The 15,174-nt window shown below is 63.0% G+C and carries 18 protein-coding genes; 7 read left to right on the forward strand and 11 right to left on the reverse strand.

Features of this window, described 5'->3' with window-relative positions; genetic code table 11:
- The first annotated feature begins 123 nt into the window (after window positions 1-123).
- Window positions 124-396, forward strand: a complete 273-nt coding sequence (locus tag R2N11_RS02535) for a CppA family protein (protein ID WP_199028656.1) — start codon at window positions 124-126, stop codon at window positions 394-396.
- A gap of 16 nt (window positions 397-412) precedes the next feature.
- Here the strand turns inward: R2N11_RS02535 and R2N11_RS02540 are convergent, their stop codons facing one another.
- Entirely contained in the window at window positions 413-1,279 is an 867-nt protein-coding gene (locus R2N11_RS02540) for a LysR family transcriptional regulator (protein WP_316680039.1), read from the reverse strand.
- A gap of 102 nt (window positions 1,280-1,381) precedes the next feature.
- Here R2N11_RS02540 and R2N11_RS02545 point away from each other — a divergent pair, with 102 nt between their 5' ends.
- The 5 genes from R2N11_RS02545 (at window position 1,382) to R2N11_RS02565 (ending at window position 5,653) form a co-directional block, all read left to right on the forward strand.
- Window positions 1,382-2,008, forward strand: a complete 627-nt coding sequence (locus R2N11_RS02545; RefSeq protein ID WP_316680040.1) for a LysE family translocator — start codon at window positions 1,382-1,384, stop codon at window positions 2,006-2,008.
- 61 nt (window positions 2,009-2,069) lie between these two features.
- Window positions 2,070-2,486: a DUF2946 family protein gene (locus R2N11_RS02550; RefSeq protein ID WP_316680041.1), complete on the forward strand. Its 417-nt coding sequence runs from the start codon at window positions 2,070-2,072 to the stop codon at window positions 2,484-2,486.
- A 72-nt stretch (window positions 2,487-2,558) separates the two neighbouring features.
- Window positions 2,559-4,625: a TonB-dependent copper receptor gene (locus tag R2N11_RS02555; RefSeq protein WP_316680042.1), complete on the forward strand. Its 2,067-nt coding sequence runs from the start codon at window positions 2,559-2,561 to the stop codon at window positions 4,623-4,625.
- A gap of 182 nt (window positions 4,626-4,807) precedes the next feature.
- Window positions 4,808-5,368, forward strand: a complete 561-nt coding sequence (locus R2N11_RS02560) for an HdeD family acid-resistance protein (RefSeq protein ID WP_316680043.1) — start codon at window positions 4,808-4,810, stop codon at window positions 5,366-5,368.
- A 12-nt stretch (window positions 5,369-5,380) separates the two neighbouring features.
- Window positions 5,381-5,653, forward strand: a complete 273-nt coding sequence (locus R2N11_RS02565; protein ID WP_316680044.1) for a hypothetical protein — start codon at window positions 5,381-5,383, stop codon at window positions 5,651-5,653.
- Window positions 5,654-6,015: 362 nt separating this feature from the next.
- Here the strand turns inward: R2N11_RS02565 and R2N11_RS02575 are convergent, their stop codons facing one another.
- The 5 genes from R2N11_RS02575 to R2N11_RS02595 form a co-directional block, all read right to left on the reverse strand.
- Entirely contained in the window at window positions 6,016-7,272 is a 1,257-nt protein-coding gene (locus R2N11_RS02575) for an MFS transporter (protein ID WP_199028666.1), read from the reverse strand.
- A gap of 761 nt (window positions 7,273-8,033) precedes the next feature.
- Entirely contained in the window at window positions 8,034-9,059 is a 1,026-nt protein-coding gene (locus tag R2N11_RS02580) for an AI-2E family transporter (RefSeq protein WP_316680045.1), read from the reverse strand.
- Window positions 9,056-9,721 carry a DUF1345 domain-containing protein gene (locus tag R2N11_RS02585; RefSeq protein WP_316680330.1) on the reverse strand — a complete coding sequence of 222 codons (666 nt, stop codon included), beginning with the start codon at window positions 9,719-9,721 and terminating at the stop codon, window positions 9,056-9,058. Before R2N11_RS02585 ends, R2N11_RS02580 begins: the two co-directional genes overlap by 4 nt.
- Before the next feature lie 80 nt (window positions 9,722-9,801).
- Complete coding sequence (locus R2N11_RS02590; RefSeq protein WP_199028670.1) at window positions 9,802-10,119, reverse strand: hypothetical protein; 318 nt, start codon at window positions 10,117-10,119, stop codon at window positions 9,802-9,804.
- 129 nt (window positions 10,120-10,248) lie between these two features.
- Window positions 10,249-10,713, reverse strand: a complete 465-nt coding sequence (locus R2N11_RS02595; RefSeq protein ID WP_021193515.1) for a hypothetical protein — start codon at window positions 10,711-10,713, stop codon at window positions 10,249-10,251.
- Between the two features lie 424 nt (window positions 10,714-11,137).
- Between R2N11_RS02595 and R2N11_RS02600 the strand changes: the two genes are divergently transcribed.
- Window positions 11,138-11,305 carry a DUF6726 family protein gene (locus R2N11_RS02600; RefSeq protein ID WP_199028674.1) on the forward strand — a complete coding sequence of 56 codons (168 nt, stop codon included), beginning with the start codon at window positions 11,138-11,140 and terminating at the stop codon, window positions 11,303-11,305.
- A 12-nt stretch (window positions 11,306-11,317) separates the two neighbouring features.
- On the opposite strand, the gene R2N11_RS02605 is transcribed toward R2N11_RS02600, so the two are convergent.
- The 5 genes from R2N11_RS02605 to R2N11_RS02625 all read right to left on the reverse strand — a co-directional run bounded on the left by R2N11_RS02605 (window position 11,318) and on the right by R2N11_RS02625 (window position 15,134).
- Window positions 11,318-11,833 carry a hypothetical protein gene (locus tag R2N11_RS02605; protein WP_316680046.1) on the reverse strand — a complete coding sequence of 172 codons (516 nt, stop codon included), beginning with the start codon at window positions 11,831-11,833 and terminating at the stop codon, window positions 11,318-11,320.
- A complete protein-coding gene (locus R2N11_RS02610) occupies window positions 11,830-12,405 on the reverse strand; it encodes a glycoside hydrolase family 19 protein (protein ID WP_316680047.1) in 576 nt (191 codons plus the stop codon). Before R2N11_RS02610 ends, R2N11_RS02605 begins: the two co-directional genes overlap by 4 nt.
- Window positions 12,398-12,808, reverse strand: a complete 411-nt coding sequence (locus R2N11_RS02615; RefSeq protein ID WP_316680048.1) for a hypothetical protein — start codon at window positions 12,806-12,808, stop codon at window positions 12,398-12,400. Before R2N11_RS02615 ends, R2N11_RS02610 begins: the two co-directional genes overlap by 8 nt.
- Window positions 12,809-12,872: 64 nt before the next feature.
- Window positions 12,873-13,436 carry a DUF4376 domain-containing protein gene (locus R2N11_RS02620; protein ID WP_316680049.1) on the reverse strand — a complete coding sequence of 188 codons (564 nt, stop codon included), beginning with the start codon at window positions 13,434-13,436 and terminating at the stop codon, window positions 12,873-12,875.
- A 12-nt stretch (window positions 13,437-13,448) separates the two neighbouring features.
- Window positions 13,449-15,134 carry a gp53-like domain-containing protein gene (locus R2N11_RS02625; RefSeq protein ID WP_316680050.1) on the reverse strand — a complete coding sequence of 562 codons (1,686 nt, stop codon included), beginning with the start codon at window positions 15,132-15,134 and terminating at the stop codon, window positions 13,449-13,451.
- Window positions 15,135-15,174 lie beyond the last annotated feature (40 nt).

Raw genomic sequence — 15,174 nt, forward strand, 5'->3', positions numbered from 1 at the left:
CAGTTGCGGGGGTAGTCCTTGCCCGGTTCTGGGGGTAATATCCGCTCTACCTGTATATCCATCCAGTAATTCTGGCATAGCTGGAGCTAAGTGGATACCCCTTACATTCATACAGTTATCGCCATGGACGACCTGATCCGCATCGAGAACGAGTACGACCGCCAAACCGTGGCGTGGCTGCGTAACCGCCTGGGCGACCAAGCCCTGTGCGAAGTCGTCATGCGCATGGAAGGGAACGGTCGCCCGTATGTGTCAGAGGTGTGTCGCACGCTGGGTGTGGCGCGTCCGCCATATCAGCGCACCTCGCGCGCACGGCCACTCAATCGTGCCGTGGGTGAGGCGTATCTCGCTACTATCCGCGGCATCCTGGGGGCTGGCCGGCACGCGGCTGCGTAAGGCTGCAAACGCCGCGTCAGTCCGCCAAAGACGCGGCGGTCTCTTCGCGCAGCCAGGCTAGCCACGCGCCGGCCGGGCTGTCGGGTGCAATCGGCACGCTCGACAGCAGGCAGTACGCAGATCCATCTCGCTGGAAGCCGTCCGGCGCCATCAACCGCCCATCTTTCAGATCATCACCAGCCATCAGCTTTGACGCGATGGCGGTGCCCTGCCCGGCCAATGCGGCCTGCAAGCTCAGATAGAAATGTTCGTAGCGCGCCTCGGGCAACCGCCCGCGCGGGCGCGGCATGCCGCTGACGCGCCACCATGTCTGCCAGGCGTCGAGGCGCGTGGCCGTGTGCAGCAGACGACGGCGTGCGGTGGCATCGGCATGCGGCGCCTGCACGGGGCCAATCCATTCTTCGCAGATGGGCTCGGCATGCACATGTGCTGGCCATGCAAAGTCATTGCGGCGCAGGGCGACATCCACACCGGTGCGCGCGAAGTCGATCGGCCCACCTGCCGCAAACAGATGGATCTGGACGGAAGGATGTCGCGCCTGAAAGCGTGACAGGCGCGGGATCAACCACCGCATTGCCAGCGTCGGCTCGCACGAAACCACCAGTGCGGAAGACGTTGCGCGGCGTGCAATCCGGTCAATGCTTTCTGTGAGGATGGAGAACGCATCGGCTGCCGCCAAGCGCAGTTGCTCTCCCGCCGGCGTCAGGAAGACGGCCCGGTTGCGCCGCTCGAACAGGTCAACCCTCAACGATTCCTCCAACTGCCGAATCTGCCGACTGACAGCGCCATGTGTCACGTGCAGCTCCTGCGCGGCGCGCACAAAGCTGCCGTGTCGCGCTGCAGCCTCGAACACACGCAAGGTATTCAGTGGGGGAAGTGCCATCTGTCAGTTTTTCTCACTGAAAAACCGCATCATAAATCGATTTTCAGCGATGCCCCGCTCGCCCAGAATCGGCGCATCCCCACTTTCCTTCGAGTGCCTGACATGGCCGAACTCTTTGCCGTTGCCGTCATCACGATATTGGCCGTCATCAGCCCAGGGGCGGATTTCGCCATGGTCACGCGCAACAGCCTGCTCTATGGCCGGCGTGCTGGCGTGCTTTGCGCACTGGGCATTGCGCTGGGTGTACAGGTGCACGTGTTCTACACGATGTTCGGCGTGGGCCTGCTGATTGCGCATGCGCCGGCGCTCTTGCACGGCATCAAGCTGGTCGGCGCGGCGTATCTGGTGTGGATCGGCTGGAAGACGTTGTCGGCCAAACCGATGCCCGTGGGCAAGACAGCGGATGACAGCTCGGGCAGGCACACGCTGTCGGCGGGCGCGGCGCTGCGCATGGGGTTTCTCACGAACGCGCTCAACCCAAAGACGACGCTGTTCGTCGTCAGTACCTACACGCAGGTTGTTCACCCAGGTACACCGTTGGCAGCACAGTTCGGCTACGGCCTATTCATGTCGGTCACGCACGCGGCGTGGTTTGCGCTGGTGGCAGTGGTGTTTGCGTCGGGTGCGTTGCGGCGTTCGCTGCTGGCACGGCAGCAGATGGTCGATCGCGTGATCGGCGTGATCCTGATCGGGCTGGGCCTGGCACTGGGGTTCGCACGGCTGGCGTAGTGCCTGCGGCACGGCGTCGCAGCAAAGTTACCGATTGCTGAGCCGGCAGTATCCTCGCGCGATGTCCGCTCGCCGCCTCGCCTGGAAACCTGCACCCCGCCTGCATCTTGCCGGTGGGCGCGTGGTTGCGTGGGTACTGCTGTGGGCTTACCTGCTGGCCACCGCATGGATGCCGTTGGTGCATGCCGCACGCGCGCATGCCGAGCAATTGCCCGTGGTGCTGTGCTCCGCGCACGGCACGGGCGTGATGGTCATTCCGCTGTCCGATCCGGGTGAGCGCAAGCGTGTCGAGCAATCCATGTCGGCGCCGGCGTGCTGTGGTGCGTGTGTCGTCATGGCTGATATCGCGCCCACGCTCGATATCGATGCACCCAACGCGCCCGCCTTGCTGGGCAGTATCAGCGCACCGGACATCCGCACCCCTCGCGTTGCCACACCTGCGCCGCAATGGCGCGCCCGCGGCCCACCGCTGGGTTGATCCGCTCCATCCCAAGACACCTTCGCCCGCGCCGTAAATGCGGCGGCGGGCTTCACCCTTTTCGTCTTTTTCATGATGCTGGATCACCCACATTCCGGCCGGCACGCCATTGCCCTGGCGGTTGCCGTGCTGTCGTCCATGTCCGTCGCCCGCGCGGCGGAGCCCACCCCACCTGCGTTCGACCTAGCGACCACGATGGTGATTGCACCGGCGCCGTCGTCACCGCTCACCATCGTCACCGACCCGAAATCCCCTCGGCAGCCATTGCCCGCCAGCGATGGCGCGGACTACCTCAAGACCATCCCCGGCTTCACGTCCATCCGCAGCGGCGGCACCAATGGCGATCCGGTACTGCGCGGCATGTTCGGCTCGCGGCTGAACATTCTCACCAACGGTACGTCGATGCTGGGCGCGTGCCCCAACCGCATGGACGCGCCCACGTCGTACATCTCGCCCGAGAGCTACGACAAGCTGACGGTCATCAAAGGACCGGAATCGGTGATCTACGGCCCCGTCGGCTCGGCGGGCACGGTGCTGTTCGAGCGCAACACCAAACGCTTTATCGAGCCCGGCACGCGCTTTGACGGCAGCGTGGTCGGCGGCTCATTCGGCCGCAATGACCAGAACGCCGATTTCACCGCCGGCACGCCCGACGCCTACGCGCGCATCACCGCCAACCATGCACACCAGCAGGACTACAAAGACGGCAACGGCAACACCATCCCCTCGCAATGGGACAAGTGGAACGTCGACGCCGCGCTCGGCCTCACGCCCGATGACCACACGCGCCTGGAGCTGACGGCTGGCACCGGCGACGGCTATGCACGCTATGCGGGGCGCGGTATGGACGGGGCGCATTTCCGTCGCGAAAGCGTGGGCCTGCGCTTTGACAAATCGCACATCGGTGAAATCCTGCAGCGCATCGAGGCGCAGGTCTACTACAACGATGCCGACCATGTGATGGACAACTTCACGCTGCGCAAACCCGACCCGATGAGCAGCATGCCGATGGGGATGGCTGCCGACGTGGGCCGACGCACGGTCGGTGGGCGCGTGGCGGCCACACTGCGTTGGGCTGATGCGCTGCAGCTCGTCACCGGCCTGGACATGCAGACGAGCCGTCTGCGCTCACGCAGCGGCACCGACATGATCTCGTACAGCACGCAGCCATGGACGCCTGCAGCCAGCTTCTTCAACACGGGGGGCTTTGGCGAACTCACCTGGTTTGCAACCGAGCACCAACGCGTGATTGGCGGCGCGCGCATCGACCAGGCCAGCGCCCGCGACGACCGTGCATCGATCAGCAGCATGATGGGCAGCCGCCCCAACCCCACCGCGGGCCAAGACCGCTCACGCACACTGCCCAGCGGCTTCGTGCGCTACGAGCACGACGTGTCCGGCATGCCCGCCACGCTGTATGCGGGCGTTGGTCATGCAGAGCGCTTTCCGGATTACTGGGAACTGATTTCGCCGAGCATGGGGCCGACAGGCTCCGTCAACGCGTTCTCCGCCATCCGGCCAGAGAAAACCACGCAACTCGACGTGGGCGCGCAGTACAAGAGCGCACGCTTTGATGCGTGGGTGTCGGCGTATGCGGGTGTGGTCAACGACTTCATTCTCTTCAACTACCGCCCCGGCATGATGGGGCCGATGTCACAAGCCACCAACGTAGATGCTCGCATTGCTGGCGGCGAGATCGGCGGAACATGGCGCGTGAGCAATGCATGGCGCGTTGACGGTGCACTCGCGTACGCGTGGGGACGCAACAGCAGCACCGGCCAGCCGCTGCCGCAGATGCCGCCGCTCGACCTGCGCCTGGGCGTCGAGTATGAACGCGGGCCGTGGTCGGCTGGCGGCCTGTGGCGCGTGGCGGCGGCACAGCACCGTTACGCGTTGAACCAGGGCAACGTGGTCGGTCAAGACTTCGGGCCGAGTGCAGGCTTTGGTGTGCTGTCGCTGCATGCGGGCTATGCCATCAGCAAGACCGTGCGCGTGGCGGTGGGCGTCGACAACGTACTGAACAAGGCTTACACCGAGCACCTGAACCTGGCCGGCGATGCAGGTTTCGGCTTTCCAGCACGTTCGCCCATCCCCGAACCGGGGCGCACCGCGTGGGCGCGCGTGAGCATCAAGATGTAGCGCGGTATTGCGCCGCGTGTACATTGCGCGAGGGAATTCTCCAAATGTGACCCCGTAGGCGCACAAAATCACCGCACCTGCATTGAGGCTCGCAACACTCTGCACTACCTTGGAACCATCAGCGATCGCACGCCGCGCCCGGCGCGCGGTCGCTTTTCGTTTTCGACCAAGGAGTGTTGTTCATGCTGCATACGCTTTCCAAGTTGTGGTGGGTGCTCGCGCTGCGCGGGCTGTGTGCGTTGGCCATCGGTGTTGGCGTATTCATGGTGCCGGCGGCAACGCTGGCTGCGCTGGTTCTGGTGTTTGGTATCTATGCGCTGGTGGAGGGCTGCCTGCTGCTGGCAACGTCCTTTGGCCGCCAACATCGCAGCCACGATCGCTGGCCCACTTTGCTGCAGGGGTTGCTGGGTGTGGCGGTAGGTGTACTGACGCTGTTCAATCCGGCCGTCACCGCGCTGGGGCTGCTGCTGTACATCGCCGCGTGGTTGCTCGCGCAGGGCGTGCTGCAGATCGTGGTGGCCGTGCGCCTGCGTGAAGAACTGCACGGCGAATGGTGGTTGATCCTTGGTGGCATCGCCAGCGTGCTGTTGGCCAGCTTCCTGCTGTGGCGGCCCGAGGCGGGTGTGCTGGCCGTGCTGTGGTGGATTGGCGCGTGGGCCATTGTGTGGGGCATCGCGCTGATCCTTGCAGCGCTGCGTGTGCGCAAGTGGGGCCGCAGCGGCTCGGCTCGGGCATTCGCTTAGCGCCGTGTCGTCATGGGCGCGCCTTTTTGTGATCGATTCCGTGATCGCGCAGATGCCGGCCGGCAACTCGCCGCTGCGATCACAGCGCTCAACCTGCCCGCGCCGCGCATCGTGCTGGCACTGCCGCGCGGCGGTGTGCCGGTCGGCTATGCGGTTGCGCGAGCGTTGAGTACAACACTCGGCGCGCTGGCCAATTGCGGAGCGGGTCTAACGCCGCATATCGAATGGAACACTGAACTGCTCAATGCCATCGGCCCTTCGCAAGCGCGTATCTGGACAACCTGACGGCACAAACGCTGGCAGAACTGGAGCGCCGCCGCGCACGCTACGGCGTCGTACCGTTGCCGCTGGCAGATGCAACCGTCATCGTCACAGACGATGGCATCGCAACCGGGGCGACGATGCGCGCAGCCCTGGCTGCGGTACGCCGTGCCAAACCCGGGTGCCTGGTGCTGGCGGTTCCCTCCGCGCCAGAGACCACGTGGCACACGCTGCGCGCTGAAGTGGATGAAGGCCTGTGCCTCATCGCGCCTCCCGACTTCAGCTTCCAGGCCGTCGGGCAGTACTACGGCAATTTCGATCAGACCGAAGACAGTGAAGTGATTGCGCTGCTGGCAGACGCCGCGCAACGCAATCCTCGTGAGCCCTCAAGCTGTCTGCAGACGCTGCTTGCGCTCGATGTCCGGCAGGAACACGGTCAGCAGGCCGATGAGCGGCAGGAACGAGCAGAGGTGGTAGACATGAAAGATATCCGTCGCATCTGCCAGCTTGCCAAGCACGGCGGCACCGATCCCGCCCAGCCCGAACGCAAACCCGAAGAACATGCCCGACACCATCCCCACCTTGCCGGGAATCAACTCCTGCGCATACACGAGGATGGCCGAGAACGCTGACGCCAGCACCAACCCGATGATGACCGTCAACACCGCAGTCCAAAACAGGTTGGCGTACGGCAGCAGCAGCGTGAACGGCGCCACCCCCAGGATCGACACCCAGATCACGACCTTGCGGCCCACGCGGTCACCGATCGGCCCGCCCACAATCGTGCCCACCGCCACCGAGAACAGGAAGAGGAACAGGAACAGTTGCGAGGTCTGCGCCGACAGCTGGAACTTGGTGATCAGGTAGAACGTGTAGTAGCTGTTCAAGCTTGCCAGGTAGAAATACTTGGAGAACAGCAGCACGACCAGCAGCGTCATCGCAAACGCCACCTGACGGCCCGACAGCTTGACCGCCGCATGCGCGCGGCCGCCTGCCTTGCGGCCGTGGCCAGCAGCACGTTCACGCTTGTACCAGCCACCCACGTGGTAGAGCACGAAGATGGCAATGAGCGCCGCAATCGAGAACCACGCCAGACTGTGCTGGCCGTACGGCATGATGATGAGCGCCGCCAGCAGCGGACCCATTGCGCTACCCGCGTTGCCGCCCACCTGGAACAGCGATTGCGCCAGACCGTGCCTGCCGCCCGAAGCCATGCGCGCCACACGCGACGATTCCGGATGGAAGATCGACGAGCCCGTCCCCACCAGCGCAGCCGCCAGCAGCAGCGTGCCAAAGTTGGGGGCCACTGACATCAGCAGCAGCCCCACCAGCGTAAAGCCCATGCCCACCGACAACGAATACGGCTTCGGATGTTTGTCGGTGTACAGCCCGACCATCGGCTGCAGCAGCGACGCCGTGATCTGATACACAAGTGTGATCAGCCCAATCTGCGAGAAATCGAGATGGAAGTTGCCCTTGAGCAGCGGATAGATCGCCAGGATCAACGACTGCATCATGTCGTTGAGGAAGTGCGCGAAGCTGATGGCGCCGATCACGCCAAAGCCGGTCTTGTCGGCCTGCGCGGCTGTGGTGGCCGCGGGGTTGGCCAAATCAGCGGCCGTGCCGTTTGCGATGTTTTGCATGGTGGTTTTGCGGAGATAGAAGTTCAAGCGAGGAGCGCTCAATCATGCGCTCAAACAGTGCAGGCTTGTTGCCGCAAATTCGACAATGATTAGCGTGAATCAGACAAATTATTGTCGGGGCAAAAGCGTCACCACACGCCACGCCGCTTCACCAAAATCCCCGCTCGGTTTTCCGCAAACCCGCACCGCGCTTGCCTCGGCAGACAGCTAACCTGTTAGCCATTTTCGTGCACGAGGCTCGTCCGTTCGTAGCATGGCTCGCTAGGAGGCGCTTTCTATACTCGCCAGCATGGACTGCGGTACGACGCAAGCAGCGCAAACGGCGCCAGTACCGACAGCCAGACGGACCCGGCGCATGCTCAGCTCAGCACATCAGCAAGAGCACGCGCACGATCTGCGCACCGAACCGGTGACTGGCGCCCCAGGACTTGGCCGCCGCACACCGGCCAGCCATGGAAGGGGGAGCCATGAAAATCCTGATAACGGGAACGCACTGTCGCGCGATGGGAGACCTTTTTTACCAGGTCTCGCTCGACGACCGCGTCATCTGCTGCTTCGTGACCTCCGAAGCCGTAGACGTGACCGGCAACGCCACGCATCTGTCGCCCGCCATCCGTTCCCCGTGTACCGACCCTCGGCTCGCTGACGTCTCTCGGTCAGCGAGTTATTGCGCGCCCCTCGTCCCGTAGGGCGCGCTCTTTTCTGCCGATGCCGTCAGCGCGGGGGCGCTGGCGGTGCCACCCTCACAAGCCAGACAGGCGCTATCCGATCAATCCCGCGTCTGTCAGCTCACGCTTCATATAGGCATACAGCACCGGGGCGGCAATCACGCCGCCCACCCCGAACAGCGCCTCCATCACGATCAGCGCGAGGATCAGCTCCCAGGCGCGCGCATCGATGCGGCTGCCGATGATGCGCGCGTTCACGAAGTACTCCAGCTTGTGCACCACCACCAGGAAGACCAGCGACGCCACCGCTAGCTCCAGCGACGCCGTCACGCTCATCAGCACAATGGCCGTGTTGGAGATCAGGTTGCCTGCCACCGGAATCAGCCCAGCCACGAAGGTCAACAGGATCAGCGACTTGGAATACGGCACGTGCTGCCCGAATAGCGGCAACGCCCCCAACAGGTAGATGGCCGCCAGCGCCGTGTTGAGCGCGGAGATCTTCACCTGCGCAAACACCACGGCCTCGAATGCGCCCGTGAGCCGCCCCAACCGGCTCAGCAACGCCGCAGCCAGCGGCTTGTGACGTGCCGGATCCGGCGTATCTGACCACGCCACCATCGCCCCCAGGATCAGCCCGACCAGCATCAGCGCGCTGGCACGCAACCCGTCGATACCAATGGTCGACACCTGGTGCCCATGCTCCTTGAGCATCTGCACGAGCTGCAAACGCAGCTCGGACACGGACTGCGGCACATAGTCGACCACCGCCGCGGGTAGCGATTCACGCAGGTTGTCGAGCACGTCGGCAATGCGCGTCAGCATGCCTTCAAGCCCGTGGCCGTGCTCGACCAGGCGGCCGATTCCGATGCCAAGCCCGGCAAGAATCAGTGCCGCAATCAGGAACACGCCGATCACCGCGATCGCCTTGGCGCTCTTGGTGAGCGTGCGCCGCTCGCGCAGACGTGCCTCCAGCTTGCGCGCGAGCGCGTAGACAAGAAAGCCGGCAATGGCGGCCGGCAGCAAATGCAGCCACAACACGGCCGCGATCATGGCGGCTACCAACACATAGCTGACGGTATCAATGGTGCGGGAATGCATGGGCGGAGGAAGCATCGTCATGAGAACAGGCCTGCAGCGATGTTGATGGAGAGCGCGAGGATGCTCGTATTGAAGAAGAACGACAGCAGCGACTGCCCGAGCACCGCCCGCCGCATGGCGCGCGAGCGAATGGCAACATCGGCCGTCTGGCTGGCGACCGCGATCGTAAAGGAGAAGTAGAGAAAATCCCAGTAATCGGGCTCGATCTCCCGGTCGGGAAACACCAGCGTCGGCTCGTTGGGCACGCGATAGTACAGATGCGCGTAGTGCACGGTAAACATCATCGGCACCATCAGCCAGGCACCCAGCACCGTCACGCCGGTCAACGCGTAGTGCCAGGCCTGCGCATGCCCCGCCGATTTGGCCGTGACCAGCTCGAAGGCAATCGCCACCATGCTCGCCACGACGCCCAGGCAAACAACGGCCAGCACCGCCGAAGCACGCTCATCCTCACGGCGCGCCACCGCGCGGATGCGGCGCGGGTCGGCCTTGAGCATCATCACCGAGACCAGCACCAGATACGTCCACACGGCAACGTCCCAGCCAAGCAGCGCGCGTGTGAGCCAGCCATGCGCGGTCGGTATCAACACAGCAACAACGATGCCCAGCGCGAATGCGCCGAGCAGGCGCGGCCGCGAAGAGGCGAATCGGGAGATCGGGAAGGACTCGTCCTGCGGGTTCACATGGGCCTCTTGCGTGCGTTCTGGCAAGGCGACATGGTAGCTGCTCAGGCTTGAACGCCCAACGCCGTTTCAGGGCCGCTTCAGGACGACATGAGCATCGACGCGAATGAACGCTTGCACTTCTGTTTCACACGCTCGTGCGTCTTCAGATGCTCGGCAGTGATGATGGCCGCCGGATAGACGCGGCACATGCCGACCATGGCGATGTCGAGCGAGTCCGATGAGCCGGCCTGGAACTCGAATTGCTCAAGCACGGTGTCATCTGTATCGCGCACGGTGATCTGGAACGGACCGGGGGTGACGAAGGTGGTGCAACCGGCCAGCATCGCGGCCGCCGCAGCCAGAGCGATGCACAGCGTAGAACGGGTTTTGCCAACAAGGCGGCGGGCAGGGGTCATCGGGGGCTCCAGGCGTGAATGCCAATCAGACGCGACGACACTATATCGGTTCACAAAAACAAAAACGCCCGCAAACGCGGGCGTTCTTACACATCACGTGCGCTGGGCGTCTTCGCCCCGGCAGCGCATTCAGGCGTTGGCGCCGTCGGTGAACGTGTTGAACTTGTCGCCAACCTTGGCGCCTTCCGTATAGGTGTCGAACTTGCCAGCACGAGCCAGTGCACCCTCGGTGTACGGATCAAACTTGCTGCCGGCCTTGGCGCCTTCCGTGTACGTGTCGAACTTGCCAGCACGAGCCAGTGCACCTTCGGTGTACGGATCAAACTTGCTGCCGGCCTTGGCGCCTTCCGTGTACGTGTCGAACTTGCCGGCACGGGCCAGCGCGCCTTGGCTGTACACATCAAACTTGTCGCCCACCTTCGCGCCTTCGGTGTACGGGTCGAACTTGCTGCCTGCCTTTGCGCCTTGCGTGTAGACGTCAAAACGTTGGCCGGCTGCGGCGCCTTGGGTGTACACGTCGAACTTCGTAGCGGCCAGGGCGGGCACGGTGGCCAGGGCGATCAGGGCAGCAATCAGGGTACGTTGGGCTTTCATGATGTCTTCTCCAGATGGGCGCAGCGCGTCAGGCAGGTATCCGGTACTTCTCTTGGACTGTTTCGCTGCGGCGCCGCATTCGATGGACTCATCGTAGGCGAGCCTGTTAAGACAATAAATGTCGCGACAAACAATTTATTGTTGCCATATTAGAAATTACGGGAAAACCCGCATCACAACTGGTTTTGTGGCTTACAGAAAGGCTTAGCGGGTTTGTTTGCGCAAACTGGAGATGTGACTTTTTTGAAAAAAGTCAGCTTTGTACGCCCGCCGAACGACTGGGATGGCTTCACTTTCTTGCGGCGCACCAACGGCATATGCGCCGCACAGATTGTCATTTCCCGATACAAACACGCACAGGTTTGTAGGCGGGCCTGTGTCACACTGCGCGACATCGCTTCTGCCCCCTCCTGCCCCACACACGATGAAACGCCTTCTGTTAGCCATCGCCCTAATTGGCACCGCACTCCTCTCCGGCTGTGGTGTGGTGGCGGCACCTTGCCGGGTCGCATCGGCGGGGCTGAAGATGGTGCCGCTGGTGGGGCACGTGGCGGCGGCCCCCACCGATGCCTGCGCCGACATCATCGACTGACCACCCCGCGCATCACTCCTGCGCTTTCGCAATACCCGCCTGCCGCACCACCCAATCCTGCAGGTCCTTCAGTTGCTGGGCGTTGGCGTGGAAAGCTTCGGCTTCGCGCTCGTGCTGGGCTTCAACGTCAGAGAGGACAACGCCACTGGGGGCCTCATCAAGGAGGCCGGCGGTGGTGGGAAGCTCGGCACGGTTGGCGGAGTTCCACATGCCGACAAAGCGGCCAGGGATACGGCAAGCAGCATCGTCGCGCACAACGACTTCATGGGGTACCTCGCGATCGCGATAGAGGATACGGTCTCGAAAGACCGTCTGGATTTGGGTCTGCGCCCGCGTGGCCTGGTCGGCAACCTGGGCGGTGACTTCAGCCTGGCGGGTCTCGGTCTTGGCCGCGGCAACCTGACGCTTGAGGGCGTCCGTACGCTCCTCGCGCATGCGATGCAGATCACCCATGCCGTAGCCAAGACCAAACGCCAGGGCCAGCGCCAGAATGGCACCGCCCCACAAGCGGGGATCGAGCAGGCTCATGGCGTGACAACTCCCGCATGGGTTGCAAGAACAGCGCGGGCGCGCGACCACAATGCGCGTCGGTCATCGATGCCGTTGGTGCCGCCGTTGATGCGGCGGGTCAACTCCACAAAGGCGGCTTCGGTGTCCTGATCCGCAAAGCGATTGAGCCCACCACGCAACCAGAACCACGCTGCCGATGCAGTTGCGTGCGCGGGCTGTTCGAGCAATTCGGGCTGCGCCTCCAGGTCCAGCCCCAAGGCGATGCCGCACGCACGATAGTTGGCGCGGCCGGTGATCTGGATCAGGCCACGGCCGAGGAAGCGCTTGCCGTCGCCGGGTTGCGTGTTGCCCAGGTCTGCACGGCCCTCGTAGCCGCGCTGTGCGGGCGTCGGCCCCCACAGTTCACGCAAGAATCGCAGTTGCCCTGACTCGTGCCCGACCTGCGCCAGAAACGCGGCAATGCGCACGGGCGTGTTGATCTGCCGGAACAACAGCACATCGGCAAGGATGGGCGCGAACACATCGGCGCGTGAGCCCGCGTTCGGCATGATGGTCCGTAGTTGTGTCGCCGTCAGAAGAGGTTCAGCCATGGTGTGCCTTGTTCAGTGTTTCGCGCACGTCGTCGACGACCTCAGCAAGGTCATCGTCGCGTCGCTTGTTGATGAAGTTGAAGAGCCAGCGCACGAGCGCCCAGCCCGGTAGGCCGCAGGCGAAGTAGATGCCGCCAAGCGCCATGGCACCGTTGGCCGTGCCGATCCAATGCGCCATGCCGAAGTACTGGATGACTGCAGCGCCGCCGCTCAGGCTGGCGATGACGGTGGAGATGAGCGCAACGGCCCACTCGCCCCGCGCGCGCGGCAACGTCATCACCATCACGACGATGGTGGCGAGCGCGCTGGCGCAACCCGCCACGGCTGCAGGCCCGCCGATGGCTTTGAAGGCAGCCGCGCCCGCGGCCCCCGCCGCGGCACTGCTGCTGATAGGTTCGGACATCGGTTCCCCCCGGAAATTAAAAAAGCCCGCGCAATGGCGGGCTGTGTTGCTGAGATGGTGGTGGTTACCAGTCGATGGCTTGCACCTCTTCAATGCTGGTTGCGGCGTTGATCTTGGCGATCAGGCCGGCGTACTTCTGTTGGGCGGCGACGCGGTAGGCGAGCCAGTCGGCGTTGACTTGCTGGACCTGGGCTGCGGTGTGTGGGGCGAATGACCAGGCGTCGTTGCTGGCGCACCAGATGGGGGTAGTCCAGTTGGACGGTGCGATGGCTGCTGCGCTGACTGCGTTCTGCAGGTTGCGTTGATCGTCATCCTGCGATGGATACGCGTGCGCACCGCCGAGTGCCGACGAGGTGAATCCTCCGACCAAAGCGTTGGCGCACGCTGCGTTGACCTTGTTTGATAGCCCAGCCTGCGCTTGCTTCAGCAATTGCGCTTCGGTTGGCGGCAGCGGCGCGACCAACGTTCCGTTCGTCACCGCGTAGCCGGGTTGATTCAGGCAGGCTTGCCACTCGTCATGCGTGATCTCAATGATGTTGGTCACGCCTTCTGGGACTGGGCTGTCGATGCTGTCGTAATAGGCCGTGATGTGGCCTTGGGAATCGTGTGCGGCGAATTTTTGGTTCATGATGACTCCGGATTAGTAGCCAATCGCCAGAACCGAAGCCCCGGTTGCATTCGCGAAGGTTGAATAGCAGTAGATCTGGACATTGGACCGGTTGGAACCGCTCTGACGCCACTGAACAGGGGCATCATTGTTGTTACCGTTCTCGGTACTGGTGACGGCCACAGATAGCAGGGCATTCGGAAATGTGATGGGCAACGTGTAGTTCATGAGTTGCGCCGTACCGGTAGCCGGGAAAGTGGCGAGACCCCATTGCAGGATGAGTCCATTGGGCAGCTTTTGATAGCCGTTACCTTGCAGTGACGAACTAAACAATGCGGAATACGGTAACTGATGGCTTCCTCCAACTGCCAAATAATTATTCGGGCCGTTCATGCATAGCACTAGCCAATCACCTACCTGCAAGGTAAGTGACTGGTATCCCCCCGCGCCATTGATGATGTTGAACGCATCCGACCCCTGCCGAGCAATCGAGAGCGGTTGTAAACTGGCATTAACGAACCAAACAAGTCCATTGCTTGGCATAGTCGAGGCAACTGGCATCGTAATCGTGTACGAACCGCTTCCGGAGGCAACAATGATCGCCCCCGCTGTCTGTGCGGCGGTAAGCGTGGTTGCACCGGTGATGCCAAGAACCGACTGGGGCGCAATACCATTCTTTTGAACAAACGCCGTCGTCGCCAACTTCGTACTGTTATCAAACTGCGGCGGCGTCACCCCCGTGGTCAACGTCTGCCCAGCGCTCACCCACCCGTTCACCCCGTTCGACACAAACTGCACCGCCTCGCCCGGATTCAGCGTGAGGCTGTTGGCACCACTGCCCTGTCCGAACGCGAGCGTGTCAGTGCCGTTGCGCGTGACCGTGGTCGAACCACTCGCTTGCATGTAGGCAACACAAACGCTCGTGCCATTCGGGCAATTGGCCGCGGGAGGCAGTGTGATGGTCTGGCCACTGGCCGTCACGTTCATCAGCGCACCCAGAGCAGCCGTGGTTAGCCCGGTTGATGTTGCAACGTTCTGGATGCTGGAGAAGCGTTCACCGATCCCTGCGAGGAAACCACCCGTCGGTGCCGTAGGCACATTCGGATAAGGAACAATGCCGGCGTTGGTAACGGTGTTTTGCCCGTTGGCGACCGTGACGACCGCCAGTCCGACATACCCCGCGGTCACCGCTGGTGTGACTTGCGTATTGGTAGGCGCCGCCGTACCCGGCACAAGCTGCAGCGAGACCTGCCCCGCACGCGTAGTCGGCTGCGCGGCACCGCTGCCGCCCGGCCCGTTGAATGCCTGCGACGGATTCGCACTGTTGTAGTACGGCAGCACGACGTTGTTGATGTCGTTATCCAGATACGCCGCCTGGATCAGGTAGTTCTGACTGTAGCCAGTGGTAGATGGCGCAGTCAGCGCAAAGGACTGCGCGTCCAACAAGATGCCTTGCTTCAGCAGACTGTGCGCGGTGTCCGCCGGCAGCGCACTGTATGGCGTGCCGTCAATGTTGGCGAGCTGATAGATCTGCCCCGGTGTGATGTTCACACTCATCGAGGCAGGCGAGGTAGGCACGCAGTTCAGGCCCGAGACCACGGTGGACGTGCCGAACAGATCGGCGCACAGCTTTGCCAGCGCGATCATGGTCTGCCGATTCGTGTTCAGCAGGTCTGTGGTTTGCGGCACTTGGCCGCTATAGACAATCTGACGATCCAAGACTGTTCTCCAAATGAAAAAGCCCGGCGTGTTGCCGGGC

It is taken from the genome of Ralstonia flaminis, assembly GCF_958415495.1.
Taxonomy (GTDB): Bacteria; Pseudomonadota; Gammaproteobacteria; order Burkholderiales; family Burkholderiaceae; genus Ralstonia; species Ralstonia flaminis.

What these genes read in the sequence shown, in the direction of transcription:
- R2N11_RS02620 (WP_316680049.1), bottom strand. Translation starts at nt 13,436, where the DNA reads ATGAACCAAAAATTCGCCGCACACGATTCCCAAGGCCACATCACGGCC.
- R2N11_RS02535 (WP_199028656.1), top strand. Translation starts at nt 124, where the DNA reads ATGGACGACCTGATCCGCATCGAGAACGAGTACGACCGCCAAACCGTG.
- R2N11_RS02605 (WP_316680046.1), bottom strand. Translation starts at nt 11,833, where the DNA reads ATGAGCCTGCTCGATCCCCGCTTGTGGGGCGGTGCCATTCTGGCGCTG.
- R2N11_RS02560 (WP_316680043.1), top strand. Translation starts at nt 4,808, where the DNA reads ATGCTGCATACGCTTTCCAAGTTGTGGTGGGTGCTCGCGCTGCGCGGG.
- R2N11_RS02600 (WP_199028674.1), top strand. Translation starts at nt 11,138, where the DNA reads ATGAAACGCCTTCTGTTAGCCATCGCCCTAATTGGCACCGCACTCCTC.
- R2N11_RS02580 (WP_316680045.1), bottom strand. Translation starts at nt 9,059, where the DNA reads ATGACGATGCTTCCTCCGCCCATGCATTCCCGCACCATTGATACCGTC.
- R2N11_RS02550 (WP_316680041.1), top strand. Translation starts at nt 2,070, where the DNA reads ATGTCCGCTCGCCGCCTCGCCTGGAAACCTGCACCCCGCCTGCATCTT.
- R2N11_RS02590 (WP_199028670.1), bottom strand. Translation starts at nt 10,119, where the DNA reads ATGACCCCTGCCCGCCGCCTTGTTGGCAAAACCCGTTCTACGCTGTGC.
- R2N11_RS02610 (WP_316680047.1), bottom strand. Translation starts at nt 12,405, where the DNA reads ATGGCTGAACCTCTTCTGACGGCGACACAACTACGGACCATCATGCCG.
- R2N11_RS02545 (WP_316680040.1), top strand. Translation starts at nt 1,382, where the DNA reads ATGGCCGAACTCTTTGCCGTTGCCGTCATCACGATATTGGCCGTCATC.
- R2N11_RS02595 (WP_021193515.1), bottom strand. Translation starts at nt 10,713, where the DNA reads ATGAAAGCCCAACGTACCCTGATTGCTGCCCTGATCGCCCTGGCCACC.
- R2N11_RS02575 (WP_199028666.1), bottom strand. Translation starts at nt 7,272, where the DNA reads ATGCAAAACATCGCAAACGGCACGGCCGCTGATTTGGCCAACCCCGCG.
- R2N11_RS02565 (WP_316680044.1), top strand. Translation starts at nt 5,381, where the DNA reads ATGGGCGCGCCTTTTTGTGATCGATTCCGTGATCGCGCAGATGCCGGC.
- R2N11_RS02555 (WP_316680042.1), top strand. Translation starts at nt 2,559, where the DNA reads ATGATGCTGGATCACCCACATTCCGGCCGGCACGCCATTGCCCTGGCG.
- R2N11_RS02540 (WP_316680039.1), bottom strand. Translation starts at nt 1,279, where the DNA reads ATGGCACTTCCCCCACTGAATACCTTGCGTGTGTTCGAGGCTGCAGCG.
- R2N11_RS02615 (WP_316680048.1), bottom strand. Translation starts at nt 12,808, where the DNA reads ATGTCCGAACCTATCAGCAGCAGTGCCGCGGCGGGGGCCGCGGGCGCG.